This is a genomic window from Streptomyces sp. NPDC020299 (assembly GCF_044387825.1).
Lineage (GTDB): Bacteria > Actinomycetota > Actinomycetes > Streptomycetales > Streptomycetaceae > Streptomyces.
Genome location: NZ_JBIRWL010000005.1, coordinates 152,481 through 171,165, shown reverse-complemented (window position 1 = coordinate 171,165; position 18,685 = coordinate 152,481). Strand labels below are relative to the sequence as shown.

Genomic DNA, 18,685 nt, shown 5'->3' with positions numbered 1-18,685 from the left:
GGATGGCCGGTGACTGACGCCAAGCGCCGCCGGGCGGCGAGTAGTGGGAGACGGACGAGTTGTGAGCATCCTCAACGAACCCCAGGGTGCCCCGACGGCTGAGGACTCGTACGCGAACGAGCTGCCGCTGAGGCGCAGGCAACCCGGCAATGTCGTGGTGAAGTGGCTGACGACCACCGACCACAAGACCATCGGCACGCTGTATCTGACGACGTCGTTCGCGTTCTTCCTCATCGGCGGCGTGATGGCGCTGCTCATGCGCGCCGAGCTGGCCCGGCCGGGCCTGCAGATCATCTCGAACACGCAGTTCAACCAGGCGTTCACGATGCACGGCACGATCATGCTGCTGATGTTCGCGACGCCGCTGTTCGCCGGCTTCACGAACTGGATCATGCCGCTCCAGATCGGCGCACCCGACGTCGCCTTCCCGCGGCTGAACATGTTCGCCTACTGGCTGTACCTGCTCGGGTCGTCGATCGCGGTGGGCGGGTTCCTCACCCCGGACGGGGCGGCCGACTTCGGCTGGTTCGCCTACTCCCCGCTGTCGAACGCGATCCGCACGCCGGGCGTCGGCGCCGACATGTGGATCATGGGCCTCGCCTTCTCCGGCTTCGGCACCATCCTCGGCGCCGTCAACTTCATCACCACGATCATCTGCATGCGCGCGCCGGGCATGACCATGTTCCGCATGCCGATCTTCACCTGGAACGTGCTGCTGACCGGTGTCCTGGTCCTGCTGGCCTTCCCGGTCCTGGCCGCCGCCCTGTTCGCCCTGGAGGCGGACCGCAAGTTCGGTGCCCACGTGTACGACGCGGCCAACGGCGGCCCGATCCTGTGGCAACACCTCTTCTGGTTCTTCGGCCATCCGGAGGTGTACATCATCGCCCTGCCGTTCTTCGGCATCGTCACGGAGATCATCCCGGTCTTCGCCCGCAAGCCGATCTTCGGCTTCATGGGACTCGTCGCCGCGACCATCTCGATCGCCGGTCTGTCCGTCACCGTGTGGGCGCACCACATGTTCGTCACCGGTGCGGTGCTGCTGCCGTTCTTCTCCTTCATGACCTTCCTGATCGCGGTCCCGACCGGGGTGAAGTTCTTCAACTGGATCGGCACCATGTGGAAGGGCTCGTTGAGCTTCGAGACGCCGATGCTGTGGGCGGCCGGCTTCCTCGTCACGTTCCTCTTCGGTGGTCTGACCGGCGTCATCCTGGCTTCGCCTCCGATGGACTTCGAGGTGTCCGACTCCTACTTCGTGGTGGCCCACTTCCACTACGTCGTCTTCGGTACGGTCGTGTTCGCGATGTTCGCCGGATTCCACTTCTGGTGGCCGAAGTTCACCGGCAGGATGCTGGACGAACGCCTCGGCAAGGTCACCTTCTGGACGCTGTTCGTCGGCTTCCACACCACCTTCCTGGTCCAGCACTGGCTGGGCGCCGAGGGCATGCCCCGCCGGTACGCCGACTACCTCGCGGCCGACGGCTTCACCACCCTGAACACGGTCTCGACGATCGGTTCGTTCGTGCTCGGCCTGTCGATGCTGCCGTTCCTCTACAACGTGTGGAAGACGGCCAGGTACGGCAAGCGGGTGGGCGTCGACGACCCGTGGGGCTACGGCCGTTCGCTCGAGTGGGCGACCTCCTGCCCGCCGCCGCGGCACAACTTCGTCACCCTGCCGCGGATCCGCAGCGAGTCCCCGGCGTTCGACCTGCACCACCCCGACATCGCGATGTCGGAACAGGAGGCCGGCGGAGTCCGGGCCACGACCGACCGAGGACACGGGTGAGCGGTCCGCCGCGGCCGCGGCCCGGAGCCGGCGGGGACCTCGGCAACGAGGTGGAGGGATACCTGCTGTGGCAGGCCAGGATCGCGGAAGCGGAGCAGCGGGCGCGGGAGTTCACCCATCCCCTGGAGTGGCTGACGACGGCGCAACGTGAGGACGTCGAACGGCGGTACGTCGCCGACAGCCTGCACCGCGCCCGTACGGATCTCGAACGGGTCGCGGCCCGGTGCGTGTCGCTGCGCGCCGAGTACGAGCACCGCTACCGGGCGCTGCGGCGGCGCTGCGTAGGCATGGTGCTCGCCGTGTGCGCCGGCTTCACCACCGTGGCCACACTGCTGCTCATCCTCTGACCCGGCCGGGCCACACCGTCCGGACCAGGCCGCCATGCGCGGCATCGACCGTCCAACATGACCTGAACCGTAGGGAGATCAACTATGTACGCAGCCGTCAGACGGTACTCAGGAGTGACCGATCCGGCCGAGGCGGGGCGCCGGGTGAACGAGGGTTTCGTCCCGCTCATCCGTGAGATCCCCGGCCTCGTGGCCTACTACTGGGTCGACGCCGGCAACGGAGTCATGGTTTCCACCAGCATCTTCGAGAACGAGGCGGGGGCCGACGAATCGATCAAGAGGGCGGCCGTCTTCGTACGGGACCACCTCGCGCCGCTGCTCCCCAACCCTCCCGAGGTCATGTCCGGCCAGGTCGTGGCTTCCGTATGACGCAGATCGGCGACGCGCGACGGGGCACCTCCCTGTTATGTTCGCGGCCGGGGCGGGCGATCCGCGTCCCACGCCGACCGCAGGAGGAGCAGCCACGTGACGAGCCGTGTCACCTTCGTGTCGGCCGCGACGAGCCCGTCGCTGCGTCAGGCCCGCTTCTACGACGGCGACTCGCTGGACGGCGTCGGGGCGGCCCGCGCCCGGTCGGCGGCCGGGTCGTTGCCCGCGCCGGCCCGGGTGTCCGCGTCTCCGAGTGTGCGCTGTCGGGAGACGGCGGTGGCGCTCGGTCTCGAGGCCGTTCAGACGCCGGAGTTGCGGGGTCTGGACGTGGGCCGCTGGCGGGGCAGCACTCTTGACGAGGTGGCGGCTGCCGAGCCGGAGGCGGTGGGCCAATGGCTCGCAGACCCCGGCTGGGCAGCCCACGGTGGGGAGTCGGTGCGGGACGTGTGCGAGCGGGTCGGGCGCTGGCTGGACGCCGCACAGGACACGGACGGCCGTACACTCGCCGTGGTCGAGCCGGAAGTCGTACGGGCCGCGGCCGTTCATGTACTGGGCCTGCCCGCATCGTCCTTCTGGCGGCTGGACGTACCGCCGCTGACGGCCACGGAGCTCAGTGGCCGGGCCGGACGGTGGAATCTGCGGCTCGGGCAGCCGCTGGCCGCGTCGGACACCGTCCCGGCGCGCTGAGGCCGTACGGGCGCGTCCCGCCCTGCACGAGAGGGGGCCCTCGGAAGGTTTCCGAGGGCCCCCTCTCGTATCCCGAAGCGTTCAGTTCGAGGCGGGAACTCTCCGCCCCGACGGGGCTGCCGCGGGCTTGGGATTCAGCTGCCGCTCGGCCAACTCACCGAAGAGCAGGCCGAATCCGCCCCACAGGACGGTCTGGATGGCCAGGGCCGACAGACGGAACCGCCACAGCAGGGTGGCCGGGAAGTCCTTCGGCACCTCGTTGATCGCCGGCAGGAACGCGTACGCCAGACCGATCACGACGACGAACACGGCCGCCGCGACCACCGTCGCCCACCAGGTGCCCAGGCCGGGCGCCAGGCGCTTGCCCAGTATGGTGGCGCCGATCGCGAGAAGGACGCTGAGCACCATCATCAGGAAGTACAGGGTGGTCCGCTTGCCGATGGTGTCGGGCTCACCGACGGACGGCGGGTTGGCCGGGTACTTCAGGAACGGTACGACGTACACGGCGAGCAGCGCGCAGCCGGACAGCAGCAGCGCCGTCGCACGCGGGCCGAAGCGGCCGATCCGGCCCAGCGCGAAGCAGTACGCGAGCGCGGCGATGCCACCGAAGGCGACCCCGTAGACCAGGACGCCGGTGGCGAGCCCGGCCGTGGACTGCAGGGAGCGGGAGACGACCTCCATCTCGTGCTCATGGGAGTGGGCGTCCTCGAAGCTGATCGCCTTGTCGACACTCGGCTCACCGAGAAGGTAGGCGGCGACCAGGGCGAGCACGCCGGCGGCCAGGCCGGCGAGCATGCCCCGCACGAGGAGATTTCTTACCGTTGCGGAATTCATGGGCGTGCGGCGTCCCTCGCGTCAGTGGCAGGGGAAGCCGAGCAGGTGGCGGGCGTCGTGCACCCACTCGTGGACGTCCGTGCCGCTGAGCACGGAGGTGGCGCCCTGCTCGGCGCCGACGAAGTACAGCAGGACGAGCATCAGGATGCCGAAGAAGACCGCCCAGGGGGCTATCGCCTTCAGCGGCAGCGTGGCGGGCACGGCGGGAGTGGTGGCTGTCGGCTGGGCGACGGTCTGCGCCATGGCAGAACCTCCTCCGGGAGTTCGCGTCCCATTTCGGTGGTGCACAGGACGACGGCCACGGGTCTGACTTGCCGGACACCCCGAAGGGCGTCTGGCATACAGTGGCGCGACCGTGCCGGATTCCCACCGGCTTCCGTCTCGCCGTCGTCAATATCGGACAGACCGTACCGCGTGACGCGGACACGGCCAAGACCGCACCACCCGGCGTGATCTTCCTCTCGAGCCGCGCGGCCGGCCGCACACGGGGCAGGCGGGTCAGGCGGGTCAGCCGTGCCGGCGTGAGCGGGCCGCCGAGAGCATGGACTTCCAGGATCGGTTTCGTTTGAAGGGCATCTCGAAGAGCTCTGCGAACAGCCAGGCCGACAGGATCGAAGCGGGCAGCCCCAGAACCACCGTGAAACAGAACGTGGGCAGTCCGGCCGATACGTAATCCGGGGCGATTTTCCGAACGATGACCATGACGATCGGCAGATGAATGAGGTAAAGGCTGTACGAGAAGTCGCCGAGGCCGCGCATGGGCCGCGTGGCCAGAAGCCGCATCACAGAGACGGGACGCCCGGTGGCGATCGCCGCCAGAAACATGGTCATGGCGGGCGCGACGGCGAGATCCACCCAGAAGTAGTGCTTTATTGTCCAGGTCGATCCCTGGACAACTATGAGCAATATCAGCGGCATGACGGCCACAGCGGCGAACCAATGCCAGGGCATGCGCCGTACCTTTTCCCGCGCGACAATGATTCCCGCGCCGACCAGACCGGCAACGAATACGGGCGCGAGATTCGGGGCAAGCCAGTTGTCACCCTCGACGGGTAACGAGTTTTCCGCCAACAGCCCGCGCAGGGCCACGAGTAGTGTCACGCCCGTGACCAGGAGTACCGCTCCCAGCCGTCGCCGGACGAACAGCAGCAAGGGAAAGACGAGATAGAGCTCCGCCTCCACGGCGATCGACCAGAACGCACCATTCGGCGTGCGAGCCGTGAACACATCCTGGGCCACCAGCCCATACACGATGATTGTTCTGAGGTTCGGCGGCCCATGATGGGAGGCGGGCACGACAAAGTAACCGACCACCGTGCTGAATGCGAGTGCGGCCCAATACGGCGGAAGGATTCGCCAGGCGCGACGCCGCAGGAACCGTGCGACACCGCCCTGTCGCCACCCGTGACGTGCCGGGGAAATAGCCAGCGAGAAACCGGACAGCACGAGAAAGAAGACGACGGCGAGACGCCCGTACATCAGCCAGCCCAGCCAGAACGGTCCCGAGTTCCTGGGAAACCCGGGAAAGGCCAGCAGCCAGCAATGAAAAAGGACCACATACAGTGCGGCCATACCGCGGAGCCCGTCGAGCCCCGGCACATGAATACCGCTGTTGACTTTGCTCCCCCCGCCCCCCTGCCGTACCAGGACGGCTATGTCAGACTCGCTGCTGACGGGACGGCTCGATAATGATGAAATTGTTCGGCCCTTCCTCTCGGCGCCGCGTTGAAGCGCACGTAGCCACCGCTCACGGTCCGGATGACACAGCGCCACCCGCGGTGACTCATACGTCGCACACAGCGAGGGAGTTCAATGCCGCACGCCCGGAGGCCGAGCCCGAGCACGGCGACGCCCCTGGCCGTCGGTGACGCCGGCCAGGGGCGTCTCAGGGGCGTGTCAGGTCAGCCGTCGGACTCGGGTGACGGGATGTAGGCGCCCGGCACGTCGTTGGGCGCGTAGACCTTGCCGTCGCCGGGGTACGGCTTGGTCCAGTTGTGTGTCTGGTACCAGGTGTAGCGGTTCATCTGCGTGGGGTTCGCGTAGTCGGGGACGGCCTTCGGGCCGGTCAGCCGCTGGTGCGACGCCCAGGTCTTCCACTGCGCCGCGAGCCCCCGCTGGGCCGCGGGCACCGCCGCGGACGTCGGCGCTGCCGCCGCCTTGGTGTCCTGGGGCGCCGGGGTGTCGGAGCCGCAGGAGGGCTGGGGGTTCACGCCGAGGGTCAGCGAGGTCCGGTTGGGCACCGCCGTGAACGGCGCGTTGTCCGCCTTCCGGGTGAACGCCCCGTACATCGGCGTGGCCGCGCTGTCCTTCTGGTTCATCGGGTGGATCCCGAGGATCTGCTCGATGGTGCGCATCATCGTGATCTGCGAGTAGTAGTGGTCGTCGACGGTGCCGCGCTTGGCCCAGGGGCTGATGATCTGGACCGGCGCCCGGTGGCCGTCGACGTGGTCGAGGCCGTTCTGGGAGTCGTCCTCGACCACGAAGATCGCCGAGTCCTTCCAGTACGTGCTGTGGGAGATCTCGTCGACCATCCTGCCGACCGCGAGGTCGTTGTCCGCGACCTCGGCGGACGCGTTCGCCGGACCACCGGTGTGGTCGTTGGAGAACCAGAACATGTTCAGGTTCGCCGGACCGTCCTTCTCGAAGTCCTGCTTCCAGATCTGGTACTTGTAGACGTCCGGGACGTCGAGGTCGAACAGCGGGAAGCCGGGCACCGCCACCTTGTTGAGCGACGGGATCGCCGAGCCCGTCTTGATGGGGTAGGCGGTCTGCTGCCCCGTCGCGTCCATGTTCTTGGCGTCGCAGTACAGGTTCTGCCAGGTCGCGCCGGCCGGCTTGCTCTCGATCGACTGGAACTCACCGTAGTCCTTGACGGATCTGCCGGCCGCCTGCGCACCGGTCCAGATGAAGCCGGACTTCTGGTGGCCGAGAACGTCGTCCTCGGTGTCGTAACTGCGGGTGTACTCACCGGCCGAGGACTCGGTGTACTCCGGGTTGTCCGACTGCATCAGCCAGTTGTGGCCCTCGGCGGAGTTCGTGCCGACGTCGTAGAAGTTGTCGTACAACCCGAACTGCTGGGCCAGCGCGTGCTGGTTCGGCGTCACGTTCGCGCCGAACGTCGTGAGCGACGGGTCGCCGTTACCCTGCGGCAGGTCACCGAAGACCTGGTCGTAGGTGCGGTTCTCCTTGACGAGCAGGAAGACGTGCTTGATCGTCGAGGGGTCGCCGAGCCGCGCCGGGACCGGCGTGGGCTTGGCGTGGCTCTTGCCGTCGGCCGACGTGACCGAGCCGCGGGTCCAGCCGTTCTGCTTGAAGACCTTGGCCGTCCGGTCCCTGATGACGCTGTCGTCCGGGAGCGTGAACCGCGTCAGGCTCGACGTCGTGTCGTGGGTGCCGTGCCCGGCGTTGTCGGGGCGACGGGCGTCTATGCCACGGGTGTTGGAGACGACCACGTTCTTTCCCACGGTGGCGATCTCCGAGGGGAAGTAGTCGGTGGGGAGCAGGCCGACGTAACTGGCCGGCTGCTGGGGGGAGGTGTAGCGGTAGACGGCGACCGCGTCGGCGCGGCCGAGCGTCACCAGCAGACGGCCGTCGTCGGTGAGTGTCACCGCGTCGGGCTCGTAGCCGACCTTCGCCTCCGGCCACGGCTGGGTGGCGATGGTCTGTACGACCTTGTCCTTGGCGGTGCTGATGACCGACACGTTGTTGTCGGCGGTGTTGGTGACGAACACCGCACCCTTCTTGGCGTACACCGCGGTCGGGTGCAGACCGACGTCGATGCTCCCGACGGCGGCGGACGGGTCCGCCAGGTCGATGACGCTGACCGTGCCGGTGGTGGCGGCACCGGTGTCCGGGTCGGCCGGCACCTGGGTGCCGTAGGAGTTCATCGTGGTGTCGCCGGCCTTGGCCGGACGCCCGCCCTCGTTGCTGACGTAGAGCTTGTCGCCGGCCATGGCGATGCCACGGGGGGCGTTGCCCACGGCCCAGCTCTGCTTGACGGTTCCGGTCGCCGCGTCGATGGCGACCACCCGGTTCTGGCCGTTGACCGCGGAGTACACGGTGGAGCCGTCCGCCGAGAACACCGCCGCACCCACCAGTGCGTGCTGGGAGCCGCCGGCCGGGATCGGGACGGTCGTCGGGTTGGCGAGGGTGCCGTCCGCGTTCACGGTGAACTTGGTGTAGCCGTCGCTCTGGCCCAGCCACAGCTGCTTGCCGTCGGGCGAGTACGCCGGGCCCTCCTGGCCGACGGAGCCGCTGCTGATGCGCAGGTCGTCCGCCTTGTTGGTGCCGACCTTCTGCTTCACCTGCCCGGTCCCCAGGTCCATGATGACCAGTGACGCGTCGCCGTCGGCGACCGAGGCGGCGAGATGGGTGCCGTCCGGGCTGACCGAGGACGACATGATCTTGCCGTCGTTGATGACGGTGCGGTCGCCGTACGGGGCGATGTACTGGTCCGCGGCGACGACCTGGCCGTCGTCGGTGACCTGGCCGACCTGCTGGGTGCCGAACTGGTGCGTCGAGGCAACCGCGGTGCCCGTGACGGCCAGGGCGACCGCGATGCCCGCCGTCACCAGCAAGGTCCGGCGACCGACGCGTCTGCCGAGAAGGCTGACCTGCTCCTTCTCACTGATCCGACGCTGCCGTGTTACCTGCATGGGGCTGTCCCTTCGAGGGAGGGGGGAGGTCGGGGGGTGGAGTTCAGGGGGGTGGGGATCAGGAGGTGGAGATCAGTTCGACGTTGCCGTCGAACTGCCACAGCGGGTTCGGTGCGTCCCCGTTCGGGGTCCGCACCAGGAAGTAGCCGTTCACTTCCTTCGGTCCGTCGCCATCGGCCACGAACCGCCCGTCGGCGGTGACGTCGAGCTGGTAGACGGCCTGTCCGGTGACCTGAACGCCGGGCAGGTGCCAGGAGACGACGCACCGCCAGTCGTTGCCCGGTCCGTCGGCGGCGCGCTGGCCGGCGCCCTTGTCGCACGCGGCCGTGGTGCGCAACTGCGCCTCGGTGACGGCGGGGCGGTGGAGCTGCTCGGTCTGCAAGCGGTAGAGGTGGGCGAACGCCGTGGCGACCGACCGCTGCACCTTGCCCTGCTGGATTCCGGAACCCACGGACGGGACCGCCACGGCGACCACCGTGACCGTGAGGACGACCAGTCCGGCCAGTGGCAGGAGCGCGGTGGTGATCGCGCGGCGCCCGGAGCCGTCGTAGGTCAGGTTGGTGAAGTCGCGCCGCAGGAAGAGCAGATGGGCCAGCGCGGTGGCGAGGACGGCCCACACCAGGCTGACAACGATGCCGATCAGCAGCGGACCGGGCTGCGTCGGGCTGGTGAACAGGCCGTTCCAGGCGATGAAGGCGTAGCTGGGCAGGGCGAGCCGTACGGCGACGGGCAGCGGCAGCATCTGGGCGAGCTGCATCGCGAGCGCGACGAGCGCGGGCAGCAGCAGCCCCATCGGGGACCGCCCCAGCGCGACCGACCCGAGGAGTCCGATCCCGGCGAGGGCCAGGGTCGGGGCGAGTACGCAGACCCAGGCGAGGAGGACCTTCACGGCGGCGTCCCCCGGCGCCAGCAGGTGGCCGTCGAGTCCGACCAGCGGCTGGTCGCCGACCGCCACGACACCGCCGGCCGTGCTGGAACAGGCCAGCCCGGCCACGAGCAGCAGGATGACGGTGAGGCTGGCCAGCGCCTTGGCCACGAAGATCCGTCGAGGCGAGCGGACCGCCACGAGCAGGTGGCGCCAGGTACCGAGCCGGTCCTCGGAGGCGAACACGTCACCGGCGACCACCGAGGTCAGCAGCGGGAGTGCCCAGGTACCCGCGAAGCCGAGCATCACCAGCGGTCCGGCCCATCCCGTGGCGTGCATCCAGCGCCCGAAGAGGGTGTCGGAGGGCAGCGTGCTCTGTTGGCTCACCGCGGCGACGAACAGCGCCGGTGCGATCCAGCAGGCGAGGACCAGAAGGCGGATCCGCCATTGGGAGACCAGTTTGACCAGCTCGAAGCGGTAGCCGCGCGGCACCGAGACACGACTGGCGGCAGCGGCACGCTCGTTGACTGTGGTCGCGGTCATCTACCGGCCTCCTGCTGCTCGGTGAGGGCGAGGAACGCGGCCTCCAGGGGGGACACCACGGGGGTGAGCTCGCGCACCGCGACACCCGCGTGGACGAGCCCGACCACCAGTTCGTCGAGGGCGGGCACCAGTGCGCGCACGACGAGCCTCTCGGTGTCATCCGGTGCGCCGGCGTCGTCGACTACGTGGATCCCCGCCGTGCCGGCAGCCACCCGGCGGGCGGCCTGCGGGTCGGAGGTGACCAGCCGGTAGTCGAGTTCACGGTTCTCGGCGGCCAGCTTGCCGAGCGGGCCGGAGAAGACGACCCGTCCGGTGGCCAGGATGGTGACTTCGGAGCACAGTGCCTCGAGGTCGTCCATGCGGTGGCTCGAGAGCACGACGCCGGTTCCGTCCGCCGCGAGCCGGGTGAGGACGCCGTGTACGTGCTTCTTGCCCGCCGGATCGAGGCCGTTGGCGGGTTCGTCGAGCACGAGCAGCCGGGGCCTGGTGAGCAGGGCGGCGGCGAGTCCGAGCCGCTGGCGCATGCCGAGGGAGAATCCGCGGGTCCGGTCGTCGGCGACGTCGGTGAGCCCGACCTGGTCGAGCACGTCGTCGATCCCGGCCGTCCGCGCGTCGCCGCCGCGAAGTGCCGCCAGCGCGGCGAGGTTCTGCCTGGCGGTGAGGGAGGGGTAGAGGCCGGGGCCGTCCACGAAGCCGGCGACACCGTCGGTAGCGGCGAGCGCCCGCCCCACCGGTGTACCCAGGATCTCGAGGCGGCCGCTGTCGGCGACGGCCAGGCCCAGCAGCAGGCCGAGCAGTGTCGTCTTGCCCGCGCCGTTCGGTCCGACCAAGCCGTGGATCTGCCCCTGTGTCACATCGAGATCGATGCCGTCGAGTGCGACGACGTCGCCGAAACACTTGGTGATCCCGCGAGCCCGGACTGCGTGGAGTGCGTCCATGGGTCCCTTTCTCTCTCAACGGTCACGGAACATAGGCACGGCACACGACCCAGGCAGGGACAGCTGGTTGAACGTCCATGGAACGGATCGTCAAAGCATCGGCAAGCTCGTGTGTACGGACCAGCCGGTATCTGGCCGTACTTGGGTGACGCGTCACGGACGGATCCGCATACTTCGGGTGTCGTGCTCGGCGAGTCGTTCGGCCGGCGGCAACTCGTGCCCGAAGCGCCGGTGTATCCGGAAGGCCGGCTCACGGGGCGTCAGCTCGCCGGCCGGCATCCGGGCGGCAAGGGCCCGCGCGGCGGCTTCCTGGCCGGCAACGCTGCCCACTGGGCAGAGGGCGCGAGGCCCAGTTCGTCGAGTGCTGGGGGAAGGAGGTCGGGGACGTCCTGATCCGCCTCCGCGCGCGTGCACGCGGCCAGGATCCGCAGGGCAGGAGTGCCGAGACCGGCAACGAGTACGTCACAGGCGCCGGCGACGACGGGTTTCCCCGGCGGGAGGCGCCCCGGCTCGGGAGCAGGTGGTCGAGGAGGGCGTCGGGGCTTTCGCAACCGACGCAGATCTCGCGGCCTACGAACCGCCGCCGAAGAAGCCGGTCTTCAGATCCCCGATGATGGCGTCGAGGGGATGTCCGCTGACGATGAACGGTCCGTTCCAGGGCGCGCTGAGTGCGAAGAGCAACGCCAGGCTCAGCCCGACCACGCTCGCGACACCCGCGATGAGCAGTGACGTTCGCCAGCTGCTGCGAAAGACCAGTGCGCCGGCGTTGACGATCAAGGCCAGTCCGCTGGCCACGAGCGTGACGACGTAGAGCACGGGTACGGCGCGCGAGGCGGCCGCGATGCGGGCGCGCCGACCATTGGTGACACCGTCCAGGGCGGACAACAGTTCCGCGCCGGCCGCGGTTCCCACCTCGGGCCGGGCCGCCTCGGCGCGCACGCTGCGCTCCAGCCGTGCGACCGCATGAGCGGTGGCCGGGTCGTCGCCGGACGCCGCGGCCACGCCTCCCCATTCCCTGGCACGCGTGGTCTGCAAGTAGCCCATCAGTGCCGTGTGGATGGGCTCCGACTGGACTCGCGGGCTTGTCGCCGCCCACGCCAGGCGCGAGGCCGCGGCCGCCTCGTCGCTCACCAACCCCTCCGCCGCGCGCAGGTAGCCGGACTCGCTGGCCAGTGTGAGCGCGGCGAAGATCGCGAAGGCGGCGCCGAGTGTCGGCATCAGGGGCGTGACGATCTGCGGTACCCGGTCCTGTTCCCCGGCCGGCACGAGTACCCGGACGCCGATGCGCGCCAGGACCGCGACCAGGAAGGCAAGCGAGAGCCCGCCCACGACCAGCACCCACGCCGGCAGCGAGGTCAACCAGTTCACCACATCACCTACAGGGCGTTGCCTCGTCGATCACCTTCAACGAACGCTCCATGATCACAGGCCGAAGCCCTTTGAGGCTCGCGACGCCCGGCGGGATATGTCGATTTATTTAGTATCGGGGGCGCCGGCCGTCCCTCAGGAGGAGGGTGCGATCCGCCGTGTGGGCTGTTCGTCCTTCGTCGCGTGGTCCGGTCCGTCCTTCGGGGTGTCGTCGTCGGCGCGTTCGTGTCCGCCTCGTAGGGCGGAGGCGAGGGCGGAGACCAGGGCCATGGCCGCGGCGACGCCGAAGACGATGCCCAGGCCGTGGTGGAAGGGACCGGAGACCAGTTCCGGGAAGAAGCTGTGGCCGGTCAGGGTGGCGCGCTGGGCCGCGGTGAGGTGGTCCATGGTGCCGCCGGCGCCGAGCAGGTGGCCGATGGGGTTGTTGCCGAGGAACGTCGCGAAGAGGGTGCTGACCGGCGGCAGCGAGGCCACGTCGTGGGCGGTGGCGGCGGGTACGCCGTGTGCCTGGAGGCCGCTGCTGAGGGTGGCGGGCAGGGAGGATGCCAGCCCGGACACCATCAGCGAGAAGAAGACGCCGATGGACAGGGCCGTGCCCGAGTTCTGGAAGGTGGAGCGCATCCCGGAGGCCACGCCCCGGTAGCGGGCCGGGACGCTGCCCATGATGGACGAGGTGTTGGGCGAGGAGAACATGCCCTGGCCCAGACCGTTGAGGAACAGCAGCGCGGCGAACAGGCCGTACTCGAAGTTCACGGGCAGCGCCAGCAGGCCGAGGAAGGAGCATGCGACCACGATCAGGCCGGCCGTGGAGAACAGACGCGCGCCGAACCGGTCGGAGAGGTATCCGGAGACAGGACCGGCGATCAGGAAGCCGAGGGTCAGCGGCAGCATGAAGATACCGGCCCACAGCGGGGTGTCCTCGAAGTCGTAGCCGTGCAGCGGCAGCCAGATGCCCTGCAACCAGATGATCAGCATGAACTGCAGGCCGCCGCGGGCGATCGAGGTGAGCAGGGCGGCCAGGTTGCCCGCCGCGAACGCCCGCACGCGGAACAGGGACAGCCGGAACATGGGCTCGGCGACCCGGGTCTCCGCGACGCAGAACACCAGCAGCAGGAACACGCCGCCGATCAGGCCCGCCAGTACCCAGGGATTGGTCCAGCCGGTGGGGTGGCCGCCGTAGGGCTGGATGCCGTAGGTGATGCCGGCCAGCAGGATGCCCGCTCCCGTGGCGAAGGTGATGTTGCCCAGCCAGTCGATGCGGCCCCGCCCGCCGGCCGCTGTCTCGCGCAGGCTCAGGTACGACCAGACGGTGCCGGTGACGCTGACCGGGACGCTGATCCAGAACACCGCACGCCAGTCGACCGCGGCGAGCAGACCGCCGGCGAGCAGGCCGAGGAACTGCCCGGCGAGCGCGGTGATCTGGTTGACGCCGAGGGCCATGCCGCGTTGCCGGGCCGGGAAGGCGTCGGTGAGGATGGCGGCCGAGTTGGCGGTGAGCATGGAGCCGCCGAAGGCCTGGACGATGCGCCACAGGATCAGCCACAGCGCGCCCGTGCCGGCCCGGAACGGGTCGAGGGACAGGGCGACGGAGGCGCAGGCGAAGACGAGGAAGCCCAGGTTGTAGATGCGGACCCGGCCGAACATGTCGCCGAGGCGGCCGAGGACGACGACCAGCACGGCCGAGACCAGCAGGTAGCCGAGGATCATCCACAGCAGGTAGCCGATGTTGCCGGCCGCGAGGGGGTCCAGGCCGATCCCGCGGAAGATGGCGGGCAGGGAGATGATCACGATGGAGGCATCCATCGTGGCGATCAGCACGCCGAGCGTGGTGTTGGAGAGAGCGACCCACTTGTAGCCGGGGCCCGGGGGCGTGTCCCGGTGGCGGGCGGAGTGGGCGAGCAGGCGGCCGCGGAGCCCTCCGGCGGGAGCGGCCGGCGGTGTGTCTTCGGCGGGGTGCCGGTCCTGCGGGGCGGGCGTCGGCCCGCTCACAGCCGTTCCGCCAGCCGGTCGAGGAGGGGCAGGGCGGCACGGAGCGAGTCGCGTTCCTCGGGCGTGAGTTCGTCGAGGGCCTCGGCGAGCCGGCCGACGGACTCGGAGCGGCGCTCCTCGAGCACGGCCCGGCCCTCGTCGGTGATCGACACGATGGCCCGGCGTCCGTCGGCCGCGTCCGGGGTACGGCGGACCAGCCCACGCTGTTCGAGCCCCGCGAGCGTGGTGGCCATCGCCTGCGGCCTGACGCGCTCGAGCTCGGCGAGCGAACCGGGCGAGTCCGCTCCGGTGCCGGCCAGCCGGGCCAGTACCGAGACACCGGAGAGGGAGACGTCCCCCACGGCGTGGGCCTGGCGCAGCCGGCGGACTATCCGGCCCATGGCCAGCCGCAGTGCGCCGGCGAGTGCCGCCGTCTCCGGCGATCGGTCATGGCCATCCGTGCGGCCGCCTGTCCTGTCCAGCACATCCATGGTTACTAACCATAGGTTTATCAGTTTGGACTGTTCAATCAAGTGTTAGTAATCAGTCGCGGCGGACTCCCGCTGATTCCGATGCCACCTCGTCCCAGCCGCCGCCGGAGGCCACCACGGGCGACCGGGTCAGCCCGACGATGCCCGCCGCCATGAGGCCGACCCCCACGGCCTCGGGCAGCATGCGCCAGCCCAGCGCGATGCTCTCCCCGAACAGCAGGCCGCCCAGGGCGATGCTGATCAGGGCATCTCCCAGGGTCAGCGCCGGCTGGGAGGCCGCCAGGGTGCCGGCCCGCAGCGTCCACTGGAGCAGCAGCACGCTCAGCAGTCCGGTGACGGCGGCGGCGTAGGTGTGCCAGGTGGTGAGGACCGCGGCGGGTCCCGCCGCGAATCGCCCGGTCACCTCCTTGATGAGCGCGGCGGTGACCGCGAAGCCGGCGGCGGTGGCGATGCCCAGCGTGGCCGCCTGCAAGGGGCCACGCATACGGAGAGCCGCTGCCAGCAGCACGGCGACGCAGCACGCCAGCCCGCCTCCCACGACGAGCCAGCGCCAGTCGTCGGCCCGGTCACTGCCGGGGGACGGGGACGCGCTGAGCAGGAAGAGCGCCAGTCCACCCGCGAGCATCACGAAGGACCGCCAGGTCCCGGCGCCGGGGCGGTGCCGGAACACCACCGCGCCCACGAGCAGGGTGAACAGCAGTTCGCTGGCCAGCAGGGGCTGTACCACCGAAAGCTGCCCGGAGTCCAGGGCGATGACCTGGAAGACAGCCGAAAGCATCAGGGCCGCCGCGCCGGCCCACCAGTGCGGATGGCTCAGGAGTCCCGCCAGGCGGGCCATCGCCGCTCCGACTCCGCGGCCGGTGACCTCGTCCGGTTCGACGGCGGCCCTGCGCTGCAGGACGGAGGCCGCCGCGTTGGACAGCGCGGAGAGCAGGGCCATGACGACCGTGAGCACGTTCATGCGCATGCCTGCCGTTGACGGGATGTACGCGGTGATACACCTACCCATGTGGAGCGGACGAGCCCTTACCGCCTGCTCGTGGTCGGCGCGAGCATGGGGTCGGGCCATGACGCGGTCGCCGTCGAGCTGGCCCGGCGCCTGCGCGTGGCCGGGCACGAGGCGGTGCACACGGACGTACTGGAGATGCTGCCCGCCGGTATCGGGGCGGGGCTGCGCGGCTTCTACCGGGCGACGGTCCGGCATGTCCCCGTGCTGTACGCGGGCATCTACGCCGCCTTCTTCCGCGCCGGCGCCGGTCCGCGGCCGGGCAGCGCGCCGCTCGCGGCGCTCGCCGAGGACCGGTTGCGGGCGCGGGTGGCGAGCGAGCGTGCCGACGCGGTCGTCGCGGTCTTCCACCTCGCCGCCCAGCTGACCGGCCGCATGCGGGCACTCGGACGGCTGACGGTGCCCAGCGCGGTGGTCATCACCGACTTCGCCGTCCACCGGCAATGGCTGCACCGGGGCAACGACCTCAACCTGTGCCTCACCCCGCAGATCGCCCGGAACGTGCGGCACGGCCTGGGCCGGCCCGCCACCGCCTGCGGCCCGCTCCTGCCGGACCGCTTCCGCCCGCACCCGGCCGGCGAGACGTACTGGCGGCAGCGGCTCGCGGCGAGCGACGGGCGCCTGCCCGTGCTGCTGTCCTCGGGCGCGTGGGGCGTGGGGAGCCGGCTCGACGCGACGGCCCGGCTGCTGGTCGGCGCCGGCTATCTGCCGGTCGTCCTGTGCGGGCGGAACGAGCGCCTGCGCCGCCTGCTGTCACGGGTGCCGGGAACGCTCGCCCTGGGCTGGGTGGACGACATGCCGGGCCTGATCGCGGCGTGCGGGGCACTGGTCGACAACGCCGCGGGGCAGACGGCGCTCGAAGCACTCGCCGTCGGTGTGCCCGTCGTCGGGTACCGTCCGATCCCCGGCCATGGCGCGGAGGGTGTACGCCGGATGGCGGCGCTCGGTCTGACCGAGCACGCCGCCGACTCCCGGCAGCTGGTGCGGTCCCTGGACCGCCTCACAGCGGGCGGTGCGGTCCCCGGTCGCCCGGCTTCCGCCACCCGCCGGCTCTTCCGGGGTGACGTCGTACGCCCACTGGAACGGCTCTGCGCCTGAGATCAGCCCCGGCCCGCGACACGGTGCTCGCCGAGCGGCCCGACTGTCAGGCCCGCCGCCCGGCACGCGCCCACCAGCCGGGGCAGCGCGGCCAGCGCCGCCCGCCAGCAGCCCGGTGCCGACTGGCGGTCGGTGTCGTGCAGCAGCACCGTGCCGCCGCCCCGCAGGTCCGCCAGGACGGTCGCCGCCACGGACTCGGCGGTGGCACAGGCCGTCCAGTCGCGGCCCCAGGCCGTCCACAGGACCGGGCGCAGCCCGGTGCGGCGCGCGGCCAGCAGCCGGTCACCGGTCAGGATGCCGTACGGGGGCCGGTACCAGGTGGGGGCGACACCGGACACCTGTGCCACCGCGTGCGCGGCTCGCGCCAGCCGGCGGACCTCCCTGGCCGGTGCCGGCCGCCAGGGGCGGTCGTGCGTCCAGCCGTGGACCGCGAGTTCGTGACCGCGCCGGACGATGTCATGGCTCAGCCGCCGGTGGCTCAGGACCTGCTCACCCACCACGAAGAAGGTGGCACGGACCGACAGCTCGTCCAGCGCGTCGAGAAAAGCGGGGGTGGAGCGGGGATCGGGGCCGTCGTCGAAGGTGAGCGCCACATGGTCGTCGCCGCCGACGCCCGCCAGGGCCGGCAGCCAGGTGCGCCGCGGACCGGGGAGCCAGGTCCCGGCGGGCACGATGTGGGCCGCGGCGACGAGCGCCGGGACGACGGCGACGGCCGTGGTGAACAACCGGCCCCGGTCGACGCTGCCTCGCATGTCCCCCTCGCCTCCTCATCCGCCCAAGCCTCGGCCTCGGCCTCAGCCGAATTGGGCCGCCAGGCGCCGGTACGCGGAGGGCGCGAGGCGGCGGACCGCGACCGGTACACGCAGCCAGCCGGGCACGAACACCTCGTCGCGTTCCCTGCGCACCGCCGCGACGACCGCCGCGGCCACCCGCTCGGGCGGGATCGGACGCGGGCGGCGGCGGGAGTAGGGCGCCCCTCTCCGGGCGAAGAAGGGAGTGTCCACCGCGCCCGGCACGACGTGGGTCAGCCGCACGCCGGTGCCGTCGAGCTCGTACCGCAGCGCGTCGGCGAAACCGCCGAGTCCCGCCTTGGCCGCGGAGTACACCGCTTCCTCCCGCACCCCGACGCAGCCCGCGATGGAACCGATCAGCACCAGCCGGCCCCGGCGCCGCGCCACCATGTGGGGCAGGACCTGCCGGACGAGCCGCACCACCGATGCCAGGTCCACGGTGAGCAGCCGGTCCACCTCGCCGCCGGGCATCGAGGTGAACGGCCCGGCCCAGCCCACACCGGCCGCGGCGACGAGCAGATCGATGCCCGGTGCCTGCCGAAGGGCCCGGTCGACCAGTTGCCGGGCGCCGTCGGCGCCGGACAGGTCGCAGGGGATCGCGACGCCGGACGTCTCGTGGGCCACCGTGTCCAGCCGGGCCCGGTCACGGCCGGAGACCAGCAGCGCCCACCGCTCGTCCGCCAGGGCCCGCGCGACGGCCGCCCCGATCCCGGAGGACGCACCCGTCACCAGCGCCACGCCTGTCCCGGGCGCGGTGCCCGGCAGAAGGGTGGACGGGACCGGGCCCGGATCCGCCGTGACGCGTCCCAAGCTGACCTCCCCGCCCGCACCCGCGCATCCGACGATGACAACGACGGTGACGGTGACGACAACGACGATCGAGGGGTAGCCGGAGCTGACGGCTTTCAAACGTGGGGCAGCGCATGGACGGCACGGCGATGA

17 protein-coding genes and 1 riboswitch are annotated in these 18,685 nt (G+C 70.6%); of the genes, 5 read left to right on the top strand and 12 right to left on the bottom strand.

Annotated elements, in window-relative coordinates:
- Positions 1-61 precede the first annotated feature (61 nt).
- From ctaD to ACH45E_RS15120, 4 genes are all read left to right on the top strand, one after another.
- Positions 62-1,783: a cytochrome c oxidase subunit I gene (ctaD, locus tag ACH45E_RS15135; protein WP_361438834.1), complete on the top strand. Its 1,722-nt coding sequence runs from the start codon at positions 62-64 to the stop codon at positions 1,781-1,783.
- Positions 1,780-2,130 carry a cytochrome C oxidase subunit I gene (locus tag ACH45E_RS15130; protein WP_361438836.1) on the top strand — a complete coding sequence of 117 codons (351 nt, stop codon included), beginning with the start codon at positions 1,780-1,782 and terminating at the stop codon, positions 2,128-2,130. Before ctaD ends, ACH45E_RS15130 begins: the two co-directional genes overlap by 4 nt.
- A gap of 84 nt (positions 2,131-2,214) precedes the next feature.
- Positions 2,215-2,499: a hypothetical protein gene (locus tag ACH45E_RS15125; RefSeq protein WP_361438838.1), complete on the top strand. Its 285-nt coding sequence runs from the start codon at positions 2,215-2,217 to the stop codon at positions 2,497-2,499.
- A 96-nt stretch (positions 2,500-2,595) separates the two neighbouring features.
- The gene (locus ACH45E_RS15120) at positions 2,596-3,186 is read left to right on the top strand and encodes a histidine phosphatase family protein (protein ID WP_361438840.1); all 591 of its coding nucleotides are present in this window, start codon (positions 2,596-2,598) and stop codon (positions 3,184-3,186) included.
- An 81-nt stretch (positions 3,187-3,267) separates the two neighbouring features.
- Here ACH45E_RS15120 and ACH45E_RS15115 read toward each other — a convergent pair whose 3' ends face one another.
- The 10 genes from ACH45E_RS15115 to ACH45E_RS15070 all read right to left on the bottom strand — a co-directional run bounded on the left by ACH45E_RS15115 (position 3,268) and on the right by ACH45E_RS15070 (position 15,809).
- Complete coding sequence (locus tag ACH45E_RS15115; protein ID WP_361438842.1) at positions 3,268-4,020, bottom strand: CbtA family protein; 753 nt, start codon at positions 4,018-4,020, stop codon at positions 3,268-3,270.
- 21 nt (positions 4,021-4,041) lie between these two features.
- Positions 4,042-4,263, bottom strand: coding sequence for a CbtB-domain containing protein (locus ACH45E_RS15110; RefSeq protein ID WP_361438844.1), 222 nt, complete (start codon positions 4,261-4,263; stop codon positions 4,042-4,044).
- Between the two features lie 36 nt (positions 4,264-4,299).
- Positions 4,300-4,444, bottom strand: a riboswitch (cobalamin riboswitch).
- An 83-nt stretch (positions 4,445-4,527) separates the two neighbouring features.
- Positions 4,528-5,619, bottom strand: coding sequence for an acyltransferase (locus ACH45E_RS15105; protein WP_361438846.1), 1,092 nt, complete (start codon positions 5,617-5,619; stop codon positions 4,528-4,530).
- A gap of 302 nt (positions 5,620-5,921) precedes the next feature.
- The gene (locus tag ACH45E_RS15100) at positions 5,922-8,675 is read right to left on the bottom strand and encodes a bifunctional YncE family protein/alkaline phosphatase family protein (RefSeq protein ID WP_361438848.1); all 2,754 of its coding nucleotides are present in this window, start codon (positions 8,673-8,675) and stop codon (positions 5,922-5,924) included.
- A gap of 58 nt (positions 8,676-8,733) precedes the next feature.
- Positions 8,734-10,083 carry an ABC transporter permease gene (locus ACH45E_RS15095; RefSeq protein WP_361438850.1) on the bottom strand — a complete coding sequence of 450 codons (1,350 nt, stop codon included), beginning with the start codon at positions 10,081-10,083 and terminating at the stop codon, positions 8,734-8,736.
- On the bottom strand, positions 10,080-11,021 hold the full coding sequence (locus ACH45E_RS15090) for an ABC transporter ATP-binding protein (RefSeq protein ID WP_361438852.1): 942 nt from the start codon (positions 11,019-11,021) through the stop codon (positions 10,080-10,082). The genes ACH45E_RS15095 and ACH45E_RS15090 overlap by 4 nt, the downstream gene beginning before the upstream one ends.
- A 570-nt stretch (positions 11,022-11,591) precedes the next feature.
- Positions 11,592-12,389 (bottom strand): hypothetical protein, encoded by a 798-nt coding sequence (locus ACH45E_RS15085; RefSeq protein ID WP_361438854.1) that lies wholly within the window; start codon positions 12,387-12,389, stop codon positions 11,592-11,594.
- 135 nt (positions 12,390-12,524) lie between these two features.
- Positions 12,525-14,192 (bottom strand): MFS transporter, encoded by a 1,668-nt coding sequence (locus tag ACH45E_RS15080; RefSeq protein ID WP_399040869.1) that lies wholly within the window; start codon positions 14,190-14,192, stop codon positions 12,525-12,527.
- 182 nt (positions 14,193-14,374) lie between these two features.
- Positions 14,375-14,848, bottom strand: a complete 474-nt coding sequence (locus ACH45E_RS15075; RefSeq protein WP_361438856.1) for a MarR family transcriptional regulator — start codon at positions 14,846-14,848, stop codon at positions 14,375-14,377.
- Positions 14,849-14,900: 52 nt separating this feature from the next.
- Positions 14,901-15,809 carry a DMT family transporter gene (locus ACH45E_RS15070; RefSeq protein ID WP_361438858.1) on the bottom strand — a complete coding sequence of 303 codons (909 nt, stop codon included), beginning with the start codon at positions 15,807-15,809 and terminating at the stop codon, positions 14,901-14,903.
- Between the two features lie 93 nt (positions 15,810-15,902).
- Here ACH45E_RS15070 and ACH45E_RS15065 point away from each other — a divergent pair, with 93 nt between their 5' ends.
- Positions 15,903-16,952: a galactosyldiacylglycerol synthase gene (locus tag ACH45E_RS15065; RefSeq protein ID WP_361439155.1), complete on the top strand. Its 1,050-nt coding sequence runs from the start codon at positions 15,903-15,905 to the stop codon at positions 16,950-16,952.
- A 2-nt stretch (positions 16,953-16,954) separates the two neighbouring features.
- On the opposite strand, the gene ACH45E_RS15060 is transcribed toward ACH45E_RS15065, so the two are convergent.
- Together ACH45E_RS15060 and ACH45E_RS15055 are read right to left on the bottom strand one after the other, a co-directional pair.
- Positions 16,955-17,704 (bottom strand): polysaccharide deacetylase family protein, encoded by a 750-nt coding sequence (locus ACH45E_RS15060; protein ID WP_361438860.1) that lies wholly within the window; start codon positions 17,702-17,704, stop codon positions 16,955-16,957.
- 42 nt (positions 17,705-17,746) lie between these two features.
- Positions 17,747-18,508: an SDR family NAD(P)-dependent oxidoreductase gene (locus ACH45E_RS15055; protein WP_361439157.1), complete on the bottom strand. Its 762-nt coding sequence runs from the start codon at positions 18,506-18,508 to the stop codon at positions 17,747-17,749.
- Between the last annotated feature and the right edge of the window lie 177 nt (positions 18,509-18,685).

Excerpts from the sequence above, each read along its gene's own strand:
- ACH45E_RS15075 (WP_361438856.1), bottom strand. The coding sequence starts at position 14,848 with ATGGATGTGCTGGACAGGACAGGCGGCCGCACGGATGGCCATGACCGA.
- ACH45E_RS15095 (WP_361438850.1), bottom strand. The coding sequence starts at position 10,083 with ATGACCGCGACCACAGTCAACGAGCGTGCCGCTGCCGCCAGTCGTGTC.
- ACH45E_RS15060 (WP_361438860.1), bottom strand. The coding sequence starts at position 17,704 with ATGCGAGGCAGCGTCGACCGGGGCCGGTTGTTCACCACGGCCGTCGCC.
- ACH45E_RS15125 (WP_361438838.1), top strand. The coding sequence starts at position 2,215 with ATGTACGCAGCCGTCAGACGGTACTCAGGAGTGACCGATCCGGCCGAG.
- ACH45E_RS15090 (WP_361438852.1), bottom strand. The coding sequence starts at position 11,021 with ATGGACGCACTCCACGCAGTCCGGGCTCGCGGGATCACCAAGTGTTTC.
- ACH45E_RS15115 (WP_361438842.1), bottom strand. The coding sequence starts at position 4,020 with ATGAATTCCGCAACGGTAAGAAATCTCCTCGTGCGGGGCATGCTCGCC.
- ACH45E_RS15070 (WP_361438858.1), bottom strand. The coding sequence starts at position 15,809 with ATGAACGTGCTCACGGTCGTCATGGCCCTGCTCTCCGCGCTGTCCAAC.
- ACH45E_RS15080 (WP_399040869.1), bottom strand. The coding sequence starts at position 14,192 with ATGGATGCCTCCATCGTGATCATCTCCCTGCCCGCCATCTTCCGCGGG.
- ACH45E_RS15065 (WP_361439155.1), top strand. The coding sequence starts at position 15,903 with ATGGGGTCGGGCCATGACGCGGTCGCCGTCGAGCTGGCCCGGCGCCTG.
- ACH45E_RS15110 (WP_361438844.1), bottom strand. The coding sequence starts at position 4,263 with ATGGCGCAGACCGTCGCCCAGCCGACAGCCACCACTCCCGCCGTGCCC.
- ACH45E_RS15100 (WP_361438848.1), bottom strand. The coding sequence starts at position 8,675 with ATGCAGGTAACACGGCAGCGTCGGATCAGTGAGAAGGAGCAGGTCAGC.